At 46.3% G+C, this 23010-nt stretch carries 17 protein-coding genes; 5 read left to right on the plus strand and 12 right to left on the minus strand.

Annotation, left to right across the window (positions count from 1 at the left end; translation table 11 throughout):
- The first annotated feature begins 645 nt into the window (after positions 1-645).
- Entirely contained in the window at positions 646-1785 is a 1140-nt protein-coding gene (locus ACI955_RS04300; RefSeq protein ID WP_415242501.1) for an efflux RND transporter periplasmic adaptor subunit, read from the plus strand.
- Positions 1785-4934, plus strand: a complete 3150-nt coding sequence (locus tag ACI955_RS04305) for an efflux RND transporter permease subunit (protein WP_415242502.1) — start codon at positions 1785-1787, stop codon at positions 4932-4934. The genes ACI955_RS04300 and ACI955_RS04305 overlap by 1 nt, the downstream gene beginning before the upstream one ends.
- A gap of 459 nt (positions 4935-5393) precedes the next feature.
- Here ACI955_RS04305 and ACI955_RS04310 read toward each other — a convergent pair whose 3' ends face one another.
- The 10 genes from ACI955_RS04310 to ACI955_RS04355 all read right to left on the minus strand — a co-directional run bounded on the left by ACI955_RS04310 (position 5394) and on the right by ACI955_RS04355 (position 17874).
- Entirely contained in the window at positions 5394-6821 is a 1428-nt protein-coding gene (locus ACI955_RS04310; protein WP_415242503.1) for an HDOD domain-containing protein, read from the minus strand.
- A gap of 101 nt (positions 6822-6922) precedes the next feature.
- Positions 6923-7726: an acyl-CoA thioesterase gene (locus tag ACI955_RS04315; protein WP_415242504.1), complete on the minus strand. Its 804-nt coding sequence runs from the start codon at positions 7724-7726 to the stop codon at positions 6923-6925.
- 231 nt (positions 7727-7957) lie between these two features.
- Complete coding sequence (locus ACI955_RS04320; protein ID WP_415242505.1) at positions 7958-8944, minus strand: STM4504/CBY_0614 family protein; 987 nt, start codon at positions 8942-8944, stop codon at positions 7958-7960.
- 39 nt (positions 8945-8983) lie between these two features.
- Complete coding sequence (locus ACI955_RS04325) at positions 8984-9937, minus strand: hypothetical protein (protein ID WP_415242506.1); 954 nt, start codon at positions 9935-9937, stop codon at positions 8984-8986.
- A 109-nt stretch (positions 9938-10046) separates the two neighbouring features.
- The gene (locus ACI955_RS04330; RefSeq protein WP_415242507.1) at positions 10047-10655 is read right to left on the minus strand and encodes a hypothetical protein; all 609 of its coding nucleotides are present in this window, start codon (positions 10653-10655) and stop codon (positions 10047-10049) included.
- Positions 10656-11160: 505 nt separating this feature from the next.
- Positions 11161-11826, minus strand: a complete 666-nt coding sequence (locus ACI955_RS04335) for an MAE_28990/MAE_18760 family HEPN-like nuclease (RefSeq protein WP_415242508.1) — start codon at positions 11824-11826, stop codon at positions 11161-11163.
- 1 nt (position 11827) lies between these two features.
- The gene (locus ACI955_RS04340) at positions 11828-12859 is read right to left on the minus strand and encodes a DUF262 domain-containing protein (RefSeq protein ID WP_415242509.1); all 1032 of its coding nucleotides are present in this window, start codon (positions 12857-12859) and stop codon (positions 11828-11830) included.
- A gap of 519 nt (positions 12860-13378) precedes the next feature.
- Positions 13379-14797 carry a hypothetical protein gene (locus tag ACI955_RS04345; RefSeq protein ID WP_415242510.1) on the minus strand — a complete coding sequence of 473 codons (1419 nt, stop codon included), beginning with the start codon at positions 14795-14797 and terminating at the stop codon, positions 13379-13381.
- A gap of 560 nt (positions 14798-15357) precedes the next feature.
- Complete coding sequence (locus tag ACI955_RS04350) at positions 15358-15807, minus strand: DUF2846 domain-containing protein (protein ID WP_415242511.1); 450 nt, start codon at positions 15805-15807, stop codon at positions 15358-15360.
- A 441-nt stretch (positions 15808-16248) separates the two neighbouring features.
- On the minus strand, positions 16249-17874 hold the full coding sequence (locus ACI955_RS04355) for a long-chain fatty acid--CoA ligase (protein WP_415242512.1): 1626 nt from the start codon (positions 17872-17874) through the stop codon (positions 16249-16251).
- A gap of 374 nt (positions 17875-18248) precedes the next feature.
- Between ACI955_RS04355 and ACI955_RS04360 the strand changes: the two genes are divergently transcribed.
- Together ACI955_RS04360 and ACI955_RS04365 are read left to right on the plus strand one after the other, a co-directional pair.
- A complete protein-coding gene (locus ACI955_RS04360) occupies positions 18249-18503 on the plus strand; it encodes an acyl-CoA dehydrogenase N-terminal domain-containing protein (protein ID WP_415242513.1) in 255 nt (84 codons plus the stop codon).
- Complete coding sequence (locus tag ACI955_RS04365; protein WP_415242514.1) at positions 18500-18802, plus strand: acyl-CoA dehydrogenase C-terminal domain-containing protein; 303 nt, start codon at positions 18500-18502, stop codon at positions 18800-18802. The genes ACI955_RS04360 and ACI955_RS04365 overlap by 4 nt, the downstream gene beginning before the upstream one ends.
- A gap of 85 nt (positions 18803-18887) precedes the next feature.
- On the opposite strand, the gene ACI955_RS04370 is transcribed toward ACI955_RS04365, so the two are convergent.
- Entirely contained in the window at positions 18888-19259 is a 372-nt protein-coding gene (locus ACI955_RS04370) for a nuclear transport factor 2 family protein (protein ID WP_415242515.1), read from the minus strand.
- A gap of 219 nt (positions 19260-19478) precedes the next feature.
- Here ACI955_RS04370 and ACI955_RS04375 point away from each other — a divergent pair, with 219 nt between their 5' ends.
- Positions 19479-21623 (plus strand): carboxy terminal-processing peptidase, encoded by a 2145-nt coding sequence (locus ACI955_RS04375; RefSeq protein ID WP_415242516.1) that lies wholly within the window; start codon positions 19479-19481, stop codon positions 21621-21623.
- A 30-nt stretch (positions 21624-21653) separates the two neighbouring features.
- Here ACI955_RS04375 and gorA read toward each other — a convergent pair whose 3' ends face one another.
- Positions 21654-23006: a glutathione-disulfide reductase gene (gene gorA / locus ACI955_RS04380; RefSeq protein WP_415242517.1), complete on the minus strand. Its 1353-nt coding sequence runs from the start codon at positions 23004-23006 to the stop codon at positions 21654-21656.
- Between the last annotated feature and the right edge of the window lie 4 nt (positions 23007-23010).

The following is a 23010-nucleotide window of genomic DNA, read 5'->3' on the forward strand; positions in this document are numbered from 1 at the left end:
ACATGACGATGAGTTTGAGCATGAAAATAGCCTACTGAGTTTTGCTGATGTTTTCAGCAAGTTGGCTTTCGCTGCCGGCCACCCGATGAATATAATCAGCAACACGTCATCATTTTTATAAGGCATATCATAATATGACGGCTCTCTTGAAATAGTCCTGTTAAATTGACTAATTTCCTAGCGCCGCTGCAGGGTGCGCCCGATGTTCGCTCCCGTGGGTGATTTCATTCTGTAAATCCCTAACTTTCTTGTAGTGCCCCTCTACTTGCCTCCGCCCCACCAGTACCACTTTAATTTTGTTCCTCGCGGACATTCAGCGCTTAACACGATACATTAACGTCTGACACTTTAGCTGCAAGTGTCGTGGAATATTATCCATAGTGCTCAAGGTGACCTCTCTGTTAATGGTCTACTCAATGAGCAAGTGGTGGTGTCTAGACATCGATTGGTCCGCTGGGCAGTGGTTGCCGTAGACATCTTTTATTATTAAGTCATTAATAGCCGCCGCGCTGCTAAAATACGCAAGTGTCTGATCGCCGTTACCGAAATTGTCTTTGCTAAACCCCAGTTAAGACAGAATGTCAGTACGTGAAATAGAATAGCGATACGCAAGACTCTGAGTTCACAATATTTGAGGAAGTGGAAATGGGCCCGGGGCCAACAGTAAGAAAAAAACCTATCATAGGCCTGCTGCAAGCTGCTGGCGTTGTTGTGCTAATGCTCTTGGCGTTCATTTATTCGAGGCCTCCGGGTGTGCCGGATGAGGCATCGGCAGCGAAAGATCTTGCCGCTGCGCCGGGTAAATCGGCTCCCTTGGTTTCGGTTGTTCGACCCTCGGCTTTACCAGGGCAACTCGCGGTTACTTCGACCGGTTCTGTGGCTGTGCGCAGCTACGTCACATTAACGCCTCAGGTTTCTGGGCGAGTTGTGGCAACTTCTCCGGCTTTGCGCAGTGGCGGTAGCTTTGCCGCAGGCGAAACATTGGTAACGCTCGATCAGCGCGACTTTATTCTGGCTCTCGCTCAGGTGCAGGCCGATGTCACTTCAGCCCAAGCATCACTGCAGTTGAGCCAAGCGGAAGCATCAGCGGCAATCGCCAATTATCAAATGCTGAGTCCGGGTAAAAAGACTCCCCCGCTGGTCGCTAAAGCCCCACAAATCGCTCAGGCAAAAGCGCAGTTGCAAGCCGCTATTGCCCGTCGTGATATTCAGCAAGTTAATCTTGAGCGCAGCGTTTTTTCACTACCCTTCTCGGGCCTAGTGGTTGAAAGCTCTGCTGATGAAGGTCAAATGCTTAGTACCGGTCAATCCTTTGGTCGAGTCTACGCTTTAGATGCGGTCGAAATTGTTATTACATTGGCACCTGAAGAACTCGCAAAAATAGCGCCTGCAGAAGGCCGCGTGGCGATGATCACCGCAGATGGCCTTAACTTTGAAGGTCGTATTGCCAGAGTTGCCGCCGAGCGCGACCCACGCACACGCTTCTCGAAGGTTTATTTAACGGCAAGCAATAGTGAGTCCTTAACGCCGGGAACCTTCGTTTCCGTGAAATTGAACGGACCAGCCATCGAAAACACGTTTAAGCTTCCGGAAAGTGCGCTTCAGGTAGGTCAGTCTTTTTGGATTGTAAAAGACGGTGCTATCACTGGGGTGGACGCAATTATTTTGGGGCGTAGCAATGGCCATTATCTGGTTGAAGCCTTTGACTATGGCGATGGCATTGTTACTGGCGCCGTGCCCGGCGCCCGCGATGGACTTCCGATTCGCTTGGCAGAGACAGACTGATGGCTGACCCGAATAAGGTGCTCCCCCCTACTCCCTCTGGCGATAACTACCGTGGGCTTTTGGCGTATTTTGCTAAGAACCCAGTTGCCGGTAATCTGCTTATGGTGATCTTGCTTGTGGGTGGTCTGTTGTCCGGCCTGGCTTTGACCGCGCAGGTGTTTCCAACCATCGATCCCGGCACCGTGACCATTTCAGTTGCCTACCCCGGCGCAACGCCAACCGAGGTTGAGGAAGGCATTACTAGGCGAGTCGAAGAAGCGGTTTTCGGTATTGATGGCGTTGATCGAGTTATTTCCCGAGCTTCAGAAAATCTCGGCTCGGTTACCCTTGAGCTGAAAGATTTTGTCGATGCGGATAAGGTGCGTGATGATGCAGAAGCTGCGGTGCAGCAACTTGTCGACTTTCCGCCGGAAGATGCAGAGCAGCCTAAAATTGTTCGTGCTGAAACCCTATCAGACGTTTTAACCATTGTTGTCAGCTCGGAGCTGGGCGAGCGTGACCTTCGGCGTGGCGCTGAAATAATTGAGGAAGAATTATTAGCGCTGCCCGGCGTCTCCTTGGTGTCACTGCTGGGGGCCAAGGATTACGAGATAGCAATCGAGATTAGCGAGGATTCCCTGCGGCGCTACGATCTGACAATGACGGACGTCGCCAATACCATCAGGCGCTCGTCTATAAATCTGTCATCCGGTGAGATTAAGACCCAGGGCGGCGATCTCCTACTTCGCACTAATACCAAGCGCAATACCGGTGAGGCCTTTGAAGATATTGTATTGCGCGCTGGTTCCGACGGTAGTGTTCTGCGGGTATCCGATGTCGCCACCGTCCGCGACGGCTTTACTGACACCGACCTGATTAACCAATTCAACGGCCGCGATAGTGTGCTGTTAAAAGTGCAAAAATCCGAAGCCGAAGATGTGCTTGTGATCGCCGGAACGGTGAAAACATTTTTGGCAGATTATACCCCACCACCCGGTGTTGATTTATCGGTGTGGGACGACCAAACAGACATTCTGCAGGATAGGATTAGTTTGCTGTTGCGAAACGGTCTACTCGGCTTTGCGCTAGTTTTCTTGTTCTTGGTGGTCATGTTGGATTTGCGACTCGCGTTGTGGGTTGCAATGGGTGTGCCGATATCCTTCCTTGGAGCGTTTCTGTTTTTTGACGTTTTTGACGTCAATATCAATATGATCTCGCTGTTCGCGCTGATCATTGTGCTGGGTATTGTTGTTGATGATGCGGTGGTGGTTGGCGAGAATATTATATCTGAACAGGAGCATGGCAAGACTGGTATACAGGCTGCAATGGACGGCGTTAACGGCGTGTTTGGACCGGTTATGGTCGGTGTTTTAACAACCATGGCGGCCTTTGCGCCACTGCTGTTTGTTACCGGCAGCTTTGGCCAGATCCTTGGCGTGGTGCCAGTGGTGGTTATCCTGGTGTTGGCGATGTCGTTGATTGAAGCCTTCCTGATCCTGCCATCACACCTTGCCCACGGTGGTAAGTGGAGTCGCTGGCCACTGGATCAAATGCAAAACGCGGTGTCTGTGCGAGTTGATCGTTTCCGAAACTTCATTCTGGCACCTGCAGTCGCTCGAGCGGTTCGCCATCGCTATTTGACACTGGTGGCCGGCATTGGTCTGTTAGTGTTGGCTGGATTACTGCTAACCACCGGCGCAGTGCGATTTATCTTCTTTCCTGCACTGGAGGCAAACTCCATTCGTGCCACCCTAGAATTTCCCATCGGCACGCCCTTTGAGTCAACCCAAGTCGCGGCTGACAGAATCGTTGTTGCGGCAAATGTGGTGAATGCACGCCTAGACGGCAATGCATTTGAATCTATTAGCGTTACCGTTGGCGGACTGTCGAGATCAGCCGGTGGCCCCGGTGGCGGCAATTCGATGACGGTTGCCAGCCACTTGGCGTCGGTGCAGATAGAGCTAGGTCCTGAGCCACCACGCACCCTTTCTGCCAAAGCACTGGAGCGCTTGTGGCGAACTGAAGTTGGCGATATTCCCGGCGTGGAAAGACTTTCTTATGTGGCCGATTTTTTTGGTGGTCAGGCTGATTTAGAATTTGAGCTCGCCCATCAAAACAGCGACATTCTTGAAAAAGCAGTCAGCAGCTTACGCGAGCGCTACGAAACCATTGAGGGCGTATACGAAGTTCAGGATTCCAACAGCATTGGTAAACGCCAGTTTGATATTCATTTAACCCCTGCAGGCGAAGCTGCAGGACTGACACCGACCGACATTGCACGTCAGCTGCGCAGAAATTTCTTTGGCGAGGAAGTGCAACGTATTCAGCGTGGCCGGGAAGAGATAAAAGTGATGGTTCGATACCCGGAGAGCGATCGAAGCTCTACCGCAGATCTATTTGATGCCCGTATTCGCCTTGCCGACGGCAGTGAGGCGCCGTTGTCCAGTGTTGCTCAGGTGACAGAATCAAGAAGTCTGTCTGCGATTAACCGGGTGGACGGCCTACGTATTGTCTCCGTCTCGGCTCAGGTTGACGAAGCCGTGACCACACCGAGCTTAGCTAACGCGGTGGTGTTGGAGCAATTTGTACCGGAATTTAAACAGCAGTTTCCTGGTTTGCAGATTCGACAAGCGGGCGAAGGTCGTGAACAGTCTAAAGATCTGTCGGCCTTGGGTAGACTGACAATGGTGGCCCTGCTCATTATTTTTGCGCTAATGGCATCGCAATTAAAAAGCTATACCCAGCCACTCATCATTCTCGCGGGGGTACCGTTTGGTGCGGGCGGCGCGCTAATCGGACATTTTTTACTTGGTTACAACCTTTCCTTTATCTCTCTTTTCGGCATCGTGGCCCTGAGTGGTGTTGTCGTTAACGACGCATTGGTATTGGTTGATCGCTATAACAAACTACTTGAGGAAGGTTGGGATAACGACAAGGCGATTGTTGAGGCCTCCCGCCGCAGGTTTCGCGCTATTTTCCTCACCACGGCAACTACTGCACTTGGTTTAGCACCCATGCTGTTCGAAACCAGTACCCAGGCACAATTTTTAATTCCCATGGCAGTGAGTTTGGCAACGGGTATTGTGTTTGCGAGCGTCATTATCTTATTTTTAATACCTGCACTGGTAATGATTCGGGAGGATCTACGGTTTAAATCCAGAAAGATTTAGGACTTTTCGCTATGTTTAACCGGCTCAGAAATAAGTTAAAGTTGATAAGAATGGCGCTCTATTAGACAGGTGGTGGAAGCATATCGTATTGCTCACTTGGTAATAAGGCGTCTCGTAAGCTCAGAGTGACGCAATGACGTCGGCGTTTCGGGACCTCGGAAAAGGAATCCCGGAAGTGCTAAGTTATTCATTTGGAAAAGACGCTGGTATTTATAGGGGCAATGCCAATGACGCACTTATCGCTGAGTTCTGAAATGCGGCGGACTTGAAGGCCTACGTTGTTCACCCAAGCCATCAGGCACTTTTATCAACGTTGACTGGCCTATTCTTAAAGCCATTCCAATCCATTGAATTCTGGGTTTGAGACTGAGCTTACAGGGCTAAACCGCGCACTACCTTGTCTTTACGGGTGACTTATTCTTTTTAGGATTATACCTCACTAGCTGATGACACTCGTGTTTAGTGCATAGCCGTGTTCGCTCCATCTATCCATTCGTCGCTGTTATTAAAATCAACATTATCACCGTGGGTGGCAAGGCCCAATGCAGTCTCAGTAAACACGGGGCCTTTGCGGCTCTGCGCGGCTAAGGCGCTGCTCGCCGCCACTAAACGCTGGCCTATTACTTTTGCATCGTCTTCCACGGTGTCATGAAGTAAAACTAAAAAGGTATTGTCGTTATAGCGACAAATCATATCGCCCGCCCGCAACTTGCTTTGTAATTCCTGGGCTTGCGCGGCGAGGAAGGTATCGCTTTGATCCCCGAGAACTTTACGCAGTGTTTTAATATTTTTAATTTCAATTAGTAAAACACTCAAGACTCGCCCCGCTCTGCCAGCTAGGTTAAAGGAGTCAAGTAGAAAGCCATTCATAAACTCCCGGGAAAACACCCCAGTGACCGGGTCGTGACGTTTCTCGTGGTCTATTTTAGGCGCTTTTTTAGCTTGGCCGCGGCTGCGGCTCAGGTTTTGCAGATTCAATTCTGCCAGAGTCTCGTTAGCTTGCTCTAGCAGGTCTGACTGATTGGCGCTTTCCGTGAGTTTTACATCGAAGAGACTTTCCATTTCTGGAATTTGCTCATGTAAAAAAGCGATTAAATCATCAACTTTACTTGCGCTAAGCCCCAATACTCGCTGAGCTTTTAAATACAGTTGCTTGCGGGCATCGACTGGCTCGCCAAGTATAAGATAGTCGGCGACGATGCCTGATAAACACACGCAGCGCACAAATTGACCGTCGATATCGCTTAGGGCAAAGGTATTCGGGCGATGGCTGGTGGCGATGGCTAAGGTGGTTCTGGCCGCTAGTCCCCAATGTTTACTCAGCCACGCGCCAGCTTCGGCGTGATCACCGCCCATGCGTTCAATTTCGTATTCACGCACCCGCTCGTGGAAGACCTGGTCACTGCGTAAATCGGTATAAAAATCTGGGTAGAGTCGATCTATGGCTATCATCCCGATGTCTTGCAGCAGGCCCGCGAGAAATAGTTCCTCTAAGGCCCGCTCTTTAAGTGATCGACCCAGTTCTCGCGCGGCGGCTGCCGCAAGCAGGGAGCGGCGCCATAGTAATGGATAATGTAAACCGGATTGGGTTTGTTCTTTTAATGATGACGTCAGCGAGAAACTCAAGGCCAGATTGACCGTGGTGTCTAAACCCAAAAGCACAATGGCGCGGCGCAGGGTTTCTATCTTCTGCTCGTTGGCATACATGGGCGAGTTCGCGAATTGCAGTGTCTTGGCCGTTAGCGCGGGGTCACTGGCAATAAGCCGGGCAAGGCTTTGAATATCGACATCGCCGGAACGCGCCAACTCGACAATTTTAGTCATCACGCGGGGAATTGATGGTAGCCGTGCGGTATTGTCGGTAAAGGGGCTGAGGTCAATAGCCATGCACTGTCCTAAATTGAGTTTATCGGCTATCTAAACCCACTTGCCGGTTTTGGGCAATACGGGTAAGCCGCGACCAAGCATAGACTTCTGCTGACTACGCCCTATTTTTCAAAGACAGTGGCAACCTGCCGGCTAAACATAATGGCATTGCCGTCTGCACCCCAGACTGTTGCGTAGTTATTAAAGTAGCCATTTCCGGCGGCCTGGCTACGGTAATCATAAAACCACCAGTCTGACATATCGGCTTTTGGAAATTCGCTTGGGAACTCTAAATACCAGCTCAGGGAGCTACCAATGCCGGGCTGTTTAATCATATTTAGTCCCGGCATGGGCGGTAAATCGCCGAGCGCGACTAAGGCCGTTAAATCTAAATCCCCCGCTTCTTTGAAACGCATCCACAGGGAAAAGTCTGGCGAGTCGGCTTGACTAAATGGCAGCGCGCCTGCGCACATCCGCATATCAAAATACTGCGTGAAACTCGGTGTTAAGCCTTCGATATAAGGTAAAGACTCCAAAGTGTCTGGCAGAGGTGCGGCAGGTATTGTTGGGGCCTTTAACGTAACAGTTGACGGCCGGTCTTTACCGAATGCGGCGCTCGCGGTGGCAGCGACCTCGCCGTTGCAGAGAATTTCACCTTGAATATGAGTGACAGAGCCGCCGACCCTTAATTCCCGGAGAATAATTCGGTGCTCTCCTGCCGGCACCGGGCCTACAAACATAACGGAGAGTGAGCGCAAGCGCCGGTCTGTGGGCACTTGATTAAACATGGCTTTTACTATCAAGGCTGCGCTTAATCCACCAAAGGCCGTTCTACCCTGCAACCAGGTTTCATCGACATAGGCGGTATATTCGTTGGCGTGTTCTGACGCGCGGACACTGCTGAGCAGCGCCTTAAAATCCATCATTTTCCATCCTCAATGTGTGCATAAATATTGATTCACCCATAAGTTGTCCACTTTTGACAGCTTATGGTAAAAAGCAGACGCTCATAAATCCCGACCTCAATGGAAGTAGGTAGATTTTCATACGGCCTCAACTCCTTAATTCAGCGGAATTTTAGGCGACGCTTATTTTTGCGTCAGCAAAAATGGGTGGCGGGTCAAATGTCCGCGACAAAGGTTTACTCGCGTGATGCTTCACAGGCCTGACGCATGGGCCAACATTAGTAGCGTTGATGCAGTTAGGTGCATCGAAAATTCAGCCATATATGGCGGCACGGTTCTTGGAGTGGCACCTTGACCGTGACCTGCCATTTTATTCCTAACCGAAGGGACGCCCGACTCCAGTAAAGACTGGAGCGTATTCAGCTGATTTTGCATAAAGCTCGGCACCAATCCGTTGGACAGGGCTACCGCTATAAGCTTTTTCGCTGTGTCAGTCGCAGCGTATTCCCACCCCTTCTCGTCAGCAATCACCTTAAGCATACTCTCAAGGCTCTTGTTTGCCTCAACCATGCTTGCCTCGTAACTTGCATGCCGGTAATTTTCGTGGGCAAGTAGAAATTCTTGATTGACTGTAGCGAAAATCGGCTTGCGCAACAATGCGAGCAAGGGTTTTACAGCTCCGGAATGCAAAATTTCCGAATCCACGCGAATCAGCTCGCCGGATTCGAACTGGAAGCCGATCCCAGCTTCCTTGAATCGCCCGTTGAGCTCCTTAATTACAGCATCAACATCGACCGAAGGGTTGAAGGGATAGCGATCTTTCCTTATTGAATTATCAGCAAACCGAAATAAGATTTCGACGACGTCAAGCACGCACTCGTGCTCTTGTGCCTCAAGCAGAAACTTTGCGATCGATCTATAACCAGTTTCATATTGATTTACCAAGTGAAATAGGCCGTACTCTCTGCAGAGTACTTGTTCAGCCTGTTTCAGAACCTTATCGGCATGTTCGGTTAAATGGTCACCTTGAAAGTAGATCTCTTTTATTAGGTGAATAATTTGCACGCGGAGGCTTTGAGGAATCTCATCGTACTTGTATACATCCGGAAACCCACCTCGCTCTCGCCGCTTCCGTTTTGAGTAGAGCTCGAACAATGCCATGCTTTTAAATCCCTCTGAGCCCTCATTAAGGGCAATCAAATAGTTGGCTAAAATAAGCGGGGAAGGAGCAAAAGCCAACTGTTTTCTTGTCCTTTTAAACACTTATTAAATGTATATTTAGCCAAGCCAATTTTTATAAAGAGCCAATATTAATGCGTTAGCCAATGTAAAAAGTGAACCCCACCGTTTAATTTTATTTCCATTCTCTTTGATCTTTATTTCTCTCTCTTTAAATTCATTTTCTTTACCTTTTTCGCGCTCTTCTAGTTCATGTGTTAATAGAGCCTTTAAGGTTTCTTCAGATACCCCATTCACTCCGATTCTGACTCCTATAGCCAAACCGTCATTAATAAAGGTATATAAAAAATCATTTGTTAGGGCTTTAATTTTTGGGGAAATAGCTTTAATGATTCTTTGCTCTTTTACGGAGCCTTGAGTAGCTCCTTGATTTTTAGCTAAATCAAAATAGCAGTTATAACCTTGCCATAATATTTCTTTTAAATGTTCACCTTCTAGTAAAGAGAGCTCCTTAAAGAGTGAAGCCCGATGCGCACAAGATACAGCCATGAGAGCATCACCACTTTCTATTGCTTCATAGCAATTACGCAAATTACTAGATCTAGCTAAGTTATACCAATAGGTTGTTAATCCTTCTTGTCTTAAAATTTTTCCTGCTTCATCAACGCCTTCATTAGTTTCTAAGTCACAATGTTGAATGCAATCTAAACCATTTAACTCAGCATCAATATTAGTTTCTAACTCTTTGTACCTTTCAACTAGCTCATCATCAGATACTATTTTCTCGATAAAAATTTGTTTGAGAAAAAGCTCAAGGCCGGTTCTATAAAAACGACCATTATCATTAGGTTTTAATGTCATAGTTAACGGTGGTATGTGAAAAATGTCACCTTTCTCTATTCGAATCCCACAATCTTCGGCTCTTCGAATAACGAAAATATCTTTACCGCAATCGCTACATGATCTGCTAGTGCAGAAAGACTCAGGTTTCACCAAAGATTGACCACAATCAACACAAAAATTGGGTTTATATTCTTCAACTTCCTCTGTCATAAGTTACCTATTCTAGAAACAAACTCAAATTATTTATTTATACACATTACTCCGTTGTAACCGGTTGACGAAACGCGTAGCGGTTTGGCGATCCGCGTTGACAACCTTGTTAAGTGTCTTTCTTTGATACAAAGTTAGTTACTGTCATGCCAAGAACACTCAAAGCTATGGTGAACATTAAGCCAATAAACCATTTATTTTGATCATAGATTCGATCAATTTCTGCTTTTGATTGCTTAATTTCACTCTCAAGTGATTTGTTAATATTATCAAGATCTTTACGTAAAATAGGAACAGCCAAAGCCTTTGCCGGGTCTACTGTAAGCGCTGATTCTAGAGCACCCAGCTTCTCAGAAACAGTAAGAAGCTGCTGATTCATTCTACTAGCTTCTGCTTTCCATTCTGAGCCCTCTGGTAGATCAGTAATGGCAGTAAGCTCGTGCCGTATCGTAAAAATTGAATTTTCGATATTACTCAGCTTGGCATTAGTTTCTTGAATTTGAAATTTAACAGTCTCTAACTCTGATGTTAGACCGGAATTATTAAGTGTCGTTCTTTGGTCAAAGATTAAACCGAACATCATAGCTGCTGTTATGGCAACAGCAATAGAAGAGGTCATTCCTGAAACAATCGTTGACCACTTTCTAGCTTTCAGCGATTTCTTTTCTGCCTCAATCATGGAATCAAAGAATTTATCATCTCTTATATTTTCGGGCACAGCGATCTCCATTAATGTGACACTTAACAGTTTATTATAACGACTCAGGCCATATATCACTTTGGCCCCCTTATCACGGAACTGGCTTTTACGTTGATTGAAAAATTATTGGGAATTCAATGAGATAGCGGCCTAGCTATTAGCGAGTGCCGGTCAAACGAAGACTAATTCCCTTTATTTCTGCCAGATATTCCTTTCCCCTGATCATATCGAGTTTTTTAGAAATTTCAATGAGGTAAGTGATTCACCAATGTGTTGATGGGACGTACTTTCTTGTTCACTTGTCTCGACGACTTGGAAACAGTGACTGACCGCTAATGTGACGCAAGAGCCTTTCGTGCTTGCGTTTCATATCGTATGTCCTAGTCAGCAATAACCGGAAAGAAGTTCGTAGGTTTATCTACAATCTTAACGCCTAGTTTAGGGGCAAATATTGCCGACAAAATTTAGAAACGAACGCGAAATAGTCAACTATATTACTGTCCTTTTGAACGACTTCTTACCACTACGCCGCTCCAGAATATTTATATGCCTTACTGACAGAAATACTCTCAAACCCTGAAACAATATGAAAACAAAGTTTCTCTACGTCAGCTACTCGCTGAGTGAGTGTTTGTGCCGTATAACGCCCGCCAATATTCGCCGCTTTTTCTCTGCCATGTGCAATAGCATTACGATGATCTTTTATTTCCTTTAAAATCCAGGCATTTACATCTGTAGGAATAGCATCACCTGACAAGTGAAAAATTTGCCAAATATCTTTAATCTGTTGTTCAGAAATATTAATCCCATCGGTCGGAAAAACTGAGTTGTCTATTATTGCTGGCTCAGAAGAAAATAAAGCATCAAAAAGTTCTTTTTTCTTATTCCATACTGTTTTCTTGCTACTGTCTAATAAAGCATTAAATTTATCATTTAACACAGTACACAATAAGTACCTTTTAAACTCCATTGGCTTTAGTTCTTCTTGCTTAACCAACTCTAAAAACCTAGAAACAACAGTCGTTATTGTGTATTCGATAGAAGAATATAGGGAAACAAAAAGAAAGCCTTTTTGTATTTTTAATAAGTCAGTGCTTTGTTCAACTGTTTCTAAGCTAGAGATGTGAGCAATTAACTCTTTTGATTGATTTAATCTATCTCTAATTTCTAACTCTACAGTTTGATACATTCTATTTGAACCTATCGTAGGAATATGTAATGCGAGCTTTTAACTTTGGTTTCGAGTTAGTTGCGGAAGAAGTTAATTTTGTAAGTTCATCATCGTTAATCCAATTATCGACGTTTTTACCAAGTATGTTTAAACCATTTTCAATTGCGTCCGCAGCACCAATAGTTATAGCTTCGAAAAGGTTATAAGGTGTAGTGCTTCTGCTTCCTCTTTTTATTCCATCTGGCAACTCATTTGCTAGTGCTTCAAAAGTTTTTTCAAACGTCGATCGATTCTTTTTATAATCAAATGAAATAGAAGCATCTGACATATAATCATTAAGAAAATTAACCACGCTATGGTCAAATTTATCTCTATTATTTTTATAAGCAAAAAATTTCAGAATCAATTCATTCTTAGTGCCATCATTACTTTTTGCTTTTGGAAGATTTACGACAGAGTTGAAATGCTCATTTTCAGACAACTCTGTAATAAAATCATTAAATCGACCTCTAAATACACAAGATCGTATTTCTTGATCAGTTAATTTAATGCCACCAGTATTTAATCTTTCAAAAAGGTCAAAGCGAACTTTTAAATCACTTTTATCACTTAAAGTAGTAACTTTAAGTGGCCTTAAATTAAATTTCAGTTTTAAAGTTTGAGGAAAGTCTTTAAAACTTGAATTATTGAACTCCGTTAGAACCTCTAGGTCCTTTAAAACTAAGTTTGATTCAAAACCAAATTTATTAAGTTGCTCATCATTTCCAACAAAATGTATTAACGAGTTTAATCTCTGAACGCCATCTATAAGCTCCCAAGAGCCATCCTTATTTGCAGCCATAAACAAACTAGGCACAGGAATTCCTAAAAGAACTGATTCGATCAACCTAGATTGATTTTCATGAGGCCATCTAAACTGCCTTTGATACTCTGGGGCAATATCGACTATACCTTCATCTGACATTGAAACTAACTCTTTAACTGATATATCAAATGAGTCGAAATCTACTTTCCGCGTTTCCTTGTCTAGCTGATTTACATAATCTTTCATTTTTTTTCCTAAAGTCGTGACTTATATACGATGATAAAATAAGTAGTGCCGACAGTATTATTAAGAAGACTTGCGCCGTATATCACTTTGGCTCGCTTATCACGGAACTTGCTTTTACGTTGACTGGAAATTTTTGGGGAATTCAATGATGTAGCGACCTCACCATTAGCGAGCGCACGACAAACGAAGACTAATTCCCTTTATTTCTGCCAAATACTCCTTCCCATTGATCATATCGCGTTTTGTATAAATTTCAATAAGTTAAGTAACACATCAATGTGTTAATGGGACGCGCTCTCTTGTTCACTTGTCTCGGGAACGCGGAAACAGCGACTGACCGCTAATGTGACACAAGAGCCTTTCGTCCTAGCTTTAATTCCGTACTGGTAAAAAGCGGACGGTCCAAAAACCGGCTTTGATGGAAGCGCGTAGGTTTATCTACGAGCATCAACGTAAAGTTATCAGGAACTGGGCGGCTTTATGACTTAGCGTCCTGAGGCTCGATTTTCTGAGCCCTGCTTATTCTGTGGCCTCAGCCATATCCAGTTCGTCATCGTTAATGGCAACAGGAGAGAAAAACCCTTCTCTTTCAGGTTCTTCTTGTGCAGCACCCACTAAAGCGTCCACAGATGTTCTATTGCTATCTGCTTTGGGGGGTTGTATGCGAGGTGCCTTGGCTACCCAAACATTGAGATGCTCACCTACTGTGTCGTAAAAGTGCAACAGCGCTTTTTCTGTTTCTTCTATAAACGTTTTCGAGCCCCGAAATCTTCCAGCTAGGTCAATCACAACACCAATTTCAAGTTCTTTGGGTATATCTTTAATACCGGCTGGAACAAGCAGGTCGGGGTTTTCCAATACTTGCTTTAAGGATTTCATGGTCATAGTTGTACGTTTTGGCCAGTAGGCCTTAACCATAATATTTTCTGCTTCAGTCGAATCCTTAAGTTGTCGTGTGAGCCAGTTAATCGCGGCACTTGGCCGTTTAACATCCTGTGGTGACGTAAGCTTCATGTCCAAGCTCACAGTCCTGCGCATAAAGTCTGCAGTAATCTGTATGGGCCCGGCTGCATTTGGCACCTCTAGCCGCGCTGTCAGCAGGCTAGACTTCAAAACTGACTCTACAGCGTCCTTTACCTGCTCCTCGGGGCAGGCTTGGAGTTTTTTCGGGAGCTGAATACTTACTGCGCTTCGCGTAGCCATGCTTAGCTGTAGGCTTAAGTACCTCAATAGCTGATTCCAACTGCCAACCGCACCCTCGACATCTTTTAACTGACGCTGAATGACAGCACCCTGCTGGATGTGATCACATACTTCCCGCCATTCTTGGCTCATTTTCGTCAATGCAGATACGCCTGATGAAGTGGCTCTGAAATAGCGGATAAGCTCACCAAGTAAAAACGCCTGTTCAGGGTCATTGACGACTTTATTGTCTGAGAGTAGTACGGCCTTTGATATAATCGAAAGCCAGGAAAAGTGGTATAACTCTACTTTCTTGACAGCTTGTTTTGAGACTATTAACGGATGATGGGTCGGCAAAACAGCATAATCGTTTGATATTGTAATCAGGGCATCTATACCAAGTGCTTTTGCGGCACCAAGGTACTTTTCTACCTGTTCAACTGAAAGGCTGGCATTTCCAATCTTAGATTCCACAAGAGCTGACCATTCTTTTTTACCGGTATTGACCACAATTAACCCATCGGGCCGCATATTCTTTAGTTCGTCAGATTTAAACACTACCTCGGTATAGCAGTCGATTTTTGCTCTTGAACCAACGGTTGCGCCTGCTTCTGATAAAACAGCCTTCGCAAACTCCGGGATAACACGGAACGTAGCAAGCAGCGCTGATGTCGCTTTCTCCTCTTTCTTAGAATCAGGAAGTGTGGAAATTAGCCTGGCGTGCTCACCGGTTTTCAAGTGATTTACGATTGTCATTTTATCTCTCCATGTATTTATTTGACTTCCAGTCGGTAGTTTTCGAATCCAACAACGTAAAACTGTCAGATATAATGGTCAAGTAATTTAAGGGGCATTTAGATAAATGCGACTGCTTAGATTAAACATAACGCCCTGCGGCAGGGGCAGACAATAAACGCAGCGTTTTAACTGTCCAGCCACGCTTTTCAGTGGCAACTGCCCGCGATTGTTATGTTTCTTTATTTGCACTGAAACTTATCCTTTTTGCTCATGTTCTTGCGAGGACTCGACTTTATCTTTTACAGCCGTGTAGGCTCTTTGAATCGTCATAAAAAGACAGACCACCGTGGCTATTCCACAAGGAAAAAGCAGAAGGGCAATCTTGGCTTTGTACCCCATAAATGCAAATACACCGAGCAAAAAAACTATAAACAGCTCCGTAATAATCGACTCCCATTCGAGAGCGAAGCCGATCTTTATGGTCTTCGACGCAAAGTGCCTTACTTTCATTACTCGATGACCCTATTAAACATAACGCCAAAAGAAGCGGCGGTGAAACCGTCCGCTTGCTTGTTTTGTTATGACTTTTTTAGTTTCTTTAGTATTGGTAGTGAATACTCTTCGGTTTTACGATGAAAATTCTCTCGACCTGAAACCATAGCAAAGCCTGGCACTGCAAATGCTCCTGTCATTTCTTGCCCATACTCAAAATAGTAGATAGTTCCAGCTTTAAGCGTAATAATTGAACGAAGATCCTTATCTGGTTCCCATGTCCCTTTATCAAATAGAACGAGGTGGTCACCCGGTTCAAGGGTGACCTCAAAATAACCACCATTTTTAAGGCAGCCTATTTCTTCTTCATCAATGACTAAGTCGGGACATGTTCCCGAACCATAAAATGCTGCTTGCCTATAAAAATATGCAACTGCTTTATCTGGATTAACTTTTGCTACCCCGTTAAATATCGGACCGGTTGCGGTGCATCCAGCTAACAGAAGGCCTGCTAGTAAAAGGGTAAGATACTTCATCGTCGATCCTTGGTCATAACACTAAATTCAAATGCGCTGCGTTTTATAACTCTGGTACATAACGAGTCTAAGCTTTGAGGTGATTAAGCAGAATTATTCTATTTAAATTAGAGTGATAGTAAGTCTGAAATGATTTTTTCATTAGTGTGCATCCTGCATTTGATGTGGAATCCCTTAGCTCTGAGCATAATCACTTATCAATAAAAATCAATTAGTTAAATGATTCCCCTCAGGATTAGTGAGCGCAATGCTGCTGAATACGAGTTTGACAGCTTTAGTTGGACGTCCCCGAGTCGAGCGACTGACCGCTAATGACAATTCGGCCATCTTATGAGTAAGGCGGTGGCCAAGTTATGGGTGAATCAACATAAAATAGCTACATGGCACCGCGAGTGCCATGTTTTTAAATGCCGCGAATGAGCGATAAACAATAGTCAGAAGCTATTCGGGCCAGCTGAAACCTGCGTATTCCGTACGGATGTCTTTTTTACTGAGTTTACCGGTCGCCGTATGGGGTAGTGAGTCGACAAAGAGGCACTCCTCTGGAATCCACCATTTAGATACTTTATCGTCGAACCATGACAGCATCTCTTCACGGCTGAGCGTTTCGCCCTCTTGCAGTATCACTAACAATAACGGGCGTTCGCTCCATTTTGGATGTGGCATACCAACCACGGCGGCTTCGGCCACTTTGGGGTGATTGACCGCGCAATTTTCCAGTTCAATTGAGCTAATCCATTCCCCGCCAGATTTAATAACATCTTTCACACGGTCGGTGATTTGCATATAGCCGTGTTCGTCCATGCAGGCAACGTCGCCGGTTTCAAACCAGCCATCATCATCAAGGGTTTGTCCGTCGTAGCGATAATATTCATTGATTATCCAGGGGCCGCGCACCTTAACGGCGCCCGCGCTTTTGCCATCCCACGGTAGTGATTTATTGTCTGCATCCACAATTTTTAATTCCACGCCAAAGACCGGACGACCCTGCTTCAAACGCTTTTTGTCGTATTCTTCTGGAGAAAGGTTTGCCACTGGTGGTGGCACAGTACCGTTATAGGTACCCAGTGGGTTCATTTCTGTCATTCCCCAGCCCTGCTGTACGTCTACGCCATATTTTTCGCGGAATACATCTAAAATATAAAACGGACAGGCCGCGCCACCGACGGTAACTCGGTTGAGGCTTTCGATGGTTTTTCCAGATTTATTAAGGTAATCCAATAAGGCCAACCACACTGTTGGTACGCCGGCTGACGCGGTGACCTTCTCTTCGTTGATCAGGGTGCATAGGGTTTCACCACAGCCCATTTTGGCGCCAGGCATAACCAGCTTTGTGCCGGTCATTGGTGCGGCGTATACCAAGCCCCAGCCATTTACGTGAAACATTGGCACTATCGGAAGCGCGACGTCTTTGACAGATAGGCCGATAACATCAGGCGCGATAATCGCATAGCAATGCAGCAAGGTAGAGCGATGGGTGTACATGACGCCTTTGGGATTGCCGGTTGTTCCAGAGGTGTAACACAGCGCAGATGGCGTATTTTCATCTAGTTCTGGCCACTCGAACTCCGATGTTTGCGCGGCAAGTAAGGTTTCGTAGCAATGCGCATTGGCAAGACTGGTCTCCGGCATATGTGCTTCGTCAGTCATTACCACAAAGCCCTTAACGTCTGGCATCACATCCTTTAACGACTCGAGCAGTGGCACCATAGTCAAATCTAGAAAGACCCACTTGTCGCGACCGTGGTTAACAATGTATTCAATTTGCTCCGGGAACAAGCGCGGGTTAACAGTGTGGCAGATCATGCCGCTACACGACACCGCGTAGTATATCTCTAAGTGGCGATAGTCGTTCCACGCAAATGTGGCGATGGTGTCGCCCTGCTCCAAGCCAAGTGCATCAAGTGCATTTGCCAACTGCCTTACACGAGCAAAGGCATCTCGGTAGGTGTATCTGTGGCGAGGGTTGTCGGCGGTGACGGATACCACTTCCACTGAGCCATTGATTTGCTCCGCGTGTTTCATTATGGAGGTGATTGTGAGCTGGGTGTTCATCATCGGAGTCATTTTTATTTGCCTTTATTAGTGTTGAGAAAATATGGCTCGGCTCTTGCGCGGCAAAGTATGTCGGCAGAAAATACATTAGACATCAATCTTATGTGCTTGCGGCCGATATTGGCAATACAACCATCGCACAATATTGTGATTAGGCATATCTGCTAATTGCACATAAGGTGCAAATAACGCCAATAAATCAGTCCGAAATATTAGCTAGCAGCACCTTTTACGTGACGCGAGAATTTGAGGTCTGGCAAGAAACACGCTGGCAAGGCATTACTTTAGACAGATTAATAAGCGCTTGTGCTTGTTTATTATCTACAGCGGATCAAAACCAGCGTCACCGACGTATAAAGAGCTATGAATGACGTAGGTAAGACCTTATGAGCACTACGCTATTAAGTAGTCGCGATCTTGATTTCTTGCTATACGAGTTGCTGGATACCGAAGCGTTGCTAAACCGTCCGCGTTACCAAGACCACTCCAGAGAAGTCTTTAACGCCAAGCTCGATACCGCACACACTATTTCACAGCGTTACTTTGCTAATCACAATGCCAAGGGCGATGCCAATGAGCCGCATTTTGAAGGCAAAGATATTCACATGATTCCAGAGCCCTCAGTAGCCTTAATACCGTGACCAAGACGCTGATTGGCAACATGGCTGAGAATACCGACCTGAGTTTGGCTAATGCTACGGTTTACCTTGATTTGTTCGGGCGGGTATTAGTGTCGTGGTTGTGGATAAAGCAGGGCCTAGCGGCCGCGCGCGGGCTGGCAAAAAAGGAGCTTCATGAAGCGGATCACAACTTCTACAAAGGAAAGCTGCAGGCTGCTCGCTACTGTATTCAGTGGGAGTTGCCGCAAATTGGGCCGCAGGCAGATTTACTATGCCGTTTTGATGACGTGCCGTACGCCATGAAAAATGAGTGGTTTTAGATGTTAGGCTCACTGCCGAGACTGATATCTAAACATCGATATTTAAATATCAGTCGGAGTAATACTCAGCTATTGAATGCAGGATTTATGATGTCTTCATATTCTCTTCGCCCCAAAATGCTTTCATGGCGATAACTTTGTTGTCGTCATTGAAGGTGAACTGATCTATGACGTCAATTCGCATTTCACCATTGCCGGGGTTTAGTTCTACCACAAAAGGAAACACCGCGTGATTGGCGGCGATCCTTACTGGACCGTCCAGCCGGGCAGAAATTCCGGAACTAAAAGCGACTTCATAGAATCGTATGATGGCGGCCTTGCCGCTTAGGGGTTCAGAGCCGACGGGATCCTCAACTGTGGCGTCGTCAGCATATAAGTTTCTAATAGCCGCCATATCGTGCTCAGTTAAGGCGCGTATATACTGTTCTACCATGGCTAGTTTTGGGTTTTTGCTCACGTAAATTGCTCCATTTCACTCGTAAATTGCGTATATAGGAAGTGTAACGCGGGAATTCAATTAGGAATATGTCGATTTTGTTAATAAAAATCGTCTACAACAACGCTAAACTTCTACGCTGAGGCTCGCGTAAGGTTTGATTTACGCGCTGGGCCTGCATTCAGTAGGCTTGCGGTGTAACATAGTAACGTCCACCTAGACTTTGAGATGCGGTATTCAATGTTAATTATACAAGCTCTTCGCAACGGCAAATCGAATGGCGCGGTAATCGTTGCCACACTATTGGCTTTTTTCAGTCTCTCGGTATTTGCCGACAGCGCGCTCACCGCCCTAAAACCAGATAAAACGCATACCGCGGCCATTCACGATATGGTGGAGCAACTTGATAGTCGCCACTACGTGAAGCTAGCTTTGAATGATGATCTTTCGGGCAAGTTACTCGACGCGTTTCTGGACGACCTGGACCCTAATCGCTTGTTTTTAATTGCCAGTGATATCGCTGATTTCCAAAAGTATCGCAGCAAACTCGATGATGAACTGAATAAATCTAGCGTCAGCGCGGGTTTCATTATCTTCAATCGCTACCGCGAACGCATGGTTTCCCGCATGGAAAACACCATAGATACCTTGCCTGCGCAGATTGCGGCAATGGATTTTAGCGTTAAAGAAGATATTGAACTTGATCGCAGTAAAGCTACTTGGCCGGCCAACAATGCTGAAGCGGACGAAGTTTGGCGCAAGCAAATTAAAAATCGCGTCCTCGGCCTGCGGCTTGCAGATAAAGATGATGAAGGCATAGTCGAATTACTCAGTAAGCGCTTTAAAAACCAAATTAAGCGGATGACACAGCTGGAAGCCGAAGATGCGTTTCAAATTTATGTGAACGCATTTGCGTCTCTTTATGACCCCCACACCGATTATTTTTCGCCACGTATCTCCGAGAACTTCCAGATTAATATGAGCCTCAAGCTGGAAGGCATTGGCGCCGTTTTACAGATGGAAGACGACTACACCAAGGTGGTTCGCTTGGTGCCCGCTGGCCCGGCTGACAAACAGGGACAGCTGCAACCTGCGGATAAAATCATCGGCGTTGCGCAAGGTAAAAAAAGCGAAATGCAAGATGTTGTCGGCTGGCGTTTGGATGATGTGGTTGACTTAATACGCGGCGCAGCGGGATCGTTTGTGCGTCTAGAAGTGATCCCAGCGATTGCCAAGAGCGACGAAGCCCGTCGTGAGATCACCATTGAACGCAACGAAGTAAAACTTGAAGACCAAAGTGCTGCGGGTGAAATGATTGATATCATTGATAGCGACGGCGAAGCACACCAAGTTGGTGTGATAGACGTTCCGATGTTTTATCTCGACTTTGAAGCCTATCGCGCCGGTGATACCGAATTCCGCAGTACCACCCGCGACGTCCACCGTATTTTAGGTGAACTGCTGAGCGAAGGTGCTGAGGGCATTATTATTGATCTTAGGGATAATGGCGGCGGCTCCTTAGCTGAAGCCAATGCAATGGTCGGATTATTTATTGAATCCGGACCGACGGTGCAAATCCGGCAGTCTAACGCGAAGATAATTAAGGAAGGTAAGCGCCGCAGTTCACCCTATTACACTGGGCCACTAGTGGTGTTAATCAACCGCATGAGTGCCTCGGCCTCTGAAATTTTTGCCGGCGCGATACAGGACTATCAGCGCGGTATAGTTGTGGGCACCCAATCGTTTGGTAAGGGCACGGTGCAGTCTGTGAATCCGCTAAGTCACGGCCAGTTGAAACTGACTGAATCTAAGTTCTACCGCGTGTCAGGTGACAGCACTCAGAACCGTGGTGTTATTCCTGATATTGCATTCCCGCCTTTGTATAATATGGCAGAGATAGGCGAAAGTGTTCTCGATAACGCCCTGCGCTGGGATCGGATTCGCGAGGCTAATCACCGTTATTATTTCGACTTAAAGTCAGGAATGGCGACCTTGCAGCGCAAGCACGACAAACGCATTGCTAAAGATCCCGATTTTCAGTTTCTGCAGGAACAAATTGCGGTGATTGAAACTATGCGCAGTAAGACCCATATGTCATTGAATATTGATCTGCGGAAATCCGAGCGCGATGCCCAGAAGGTGCATTTATTAGCGATGGAGAACCGCCGTCGCGTTGGCAAAGGGGAAGAACCCTTGGACGCGCTTGAAGAAAACAGTGAAGACGACATCGCGATGACCGATGAAGAATCAGACGCGATCGTTGAAACGGAGGAGGATGGCAAGAGTAAAGACAAGGAACGTGATCCGCTGTTAACTGAAGCGAGTCATATTCTGGTTGATGCCCTGCCCTACTTTTTGCCTGAGCGCTTAGCCCGACGCCCATAGGGCGGGCTAAGCCGAGTTGGCTAGCTGCTCTTAGCGGCTAGCGTTTCTCATGGTGACAAACTCTTCGGCAACCGTGGGGTGAATGCCAATAGTCGCGTCAAAATCGGCCTTGGTGGCCCCCGCTTTAATTGCCACAGCCAAACCTTGAATAATCTCCCCAGCATCGTCACCCATCATATGCGCGCCAACAACCTTGTCACTGGCCTTATCTACTATCAGCTTTAAAAAGGTCTTGGTTTTATTGCCGCTTAGGGTGTGCTTTAAATGGGTGAAGCGCGAGGTGTATACCGCGATATCGCCGAAGCGCTCGCGCGCATCTTCTTCGTTAAAACCGACAGTGGCCAAATTGGGATTGGAAAAAATCGCAGTCGGGATAAAGTTGTAGTCTAGGACGCTGTTATCACCATCAAACAAACGCTTGGCGAGGTTCATGCCTTCGGCTAGCGCGACCGGGGTTAGCTCCATACCTCCGATAACATCGCCGACGGCGTAAATAGATGGCTCACTTGTTTGAAAGCCCTCGTCAACGGCGATATAGCCTTTGTCATTTAGACTAACCTTAGTATTTTCTAAGCCAAGACCTTCGAGCATGGGATTGCGCCCGGTAGCATATAGAACTTTGTCGGTAATAAGCGTTTCACCGCTTTCGAGTTCCAGCGCGTATTGATCGCCCCGCTTAGTGATAGCGACCACGTTTTCATTGAAACGCAGCTTGACGCCCTTGGCTTTCATTTCTTCAGCCAACTCTTGGCGGATCTCAGTATCGAAACCGCGCAGAAATAAATCGCGGCGATAAATCTGCTCAATTTCTACCCCTAAGCCGTGCAGTATTCCTGCAAATTCGGTGGCAACGTAGCCGCCGCCGACCACAACAGCGTGTTTGGGTAGCGTGTCTAAATAGAATAACTCATTGGAGCTAATAGCGAATTCCCGGCCCGGAATGTCAGGAATAAAGGGCCAGCCGCCAACTGCAATAAGAATATTTTTTGCGGTGAACTTCACGCCCTCAACTTCGACCGTATTAGCGTCTAAGATTTTAGCGTGACCATTGATTAACTCAACGCCGGCGTTACTTAGCAGATTGCCGTAAATGCCATTGAGGCGTTCGATTTCCTTGGTTTTATTATCTCGCAGACGCGGCCAATCGAGTTTTTCTACGACGCTATCCCAACCAAAGCCTTTGGCATCGCTAAAATCTTCACGATAATGCGCAGCGTAGCTAAATAGTTTTTTTGGTACACACCCTACGTTGACACAGGTGCCGCCTAAATACCGCGACTCAGCTATGGCGACTTTGGCGCCAAACCCTGCCGATATCCTGGCAGCGCGGACTCCACCTGAACCCGCTCCGATAACAAATAGATCGTAAATAGTCTCGCTCACGCTG

Origin of the sequence: Zhongshania sp., from assembly GCF_047636175.1 — a bacterium.
In the GTDB taxonomy this organism is placed as follows: Bacteria; Pseudomonadota; Gammaproteobacteria; order Pseudomonadales; family Spongiibacteraceae; genus Spongiibacter.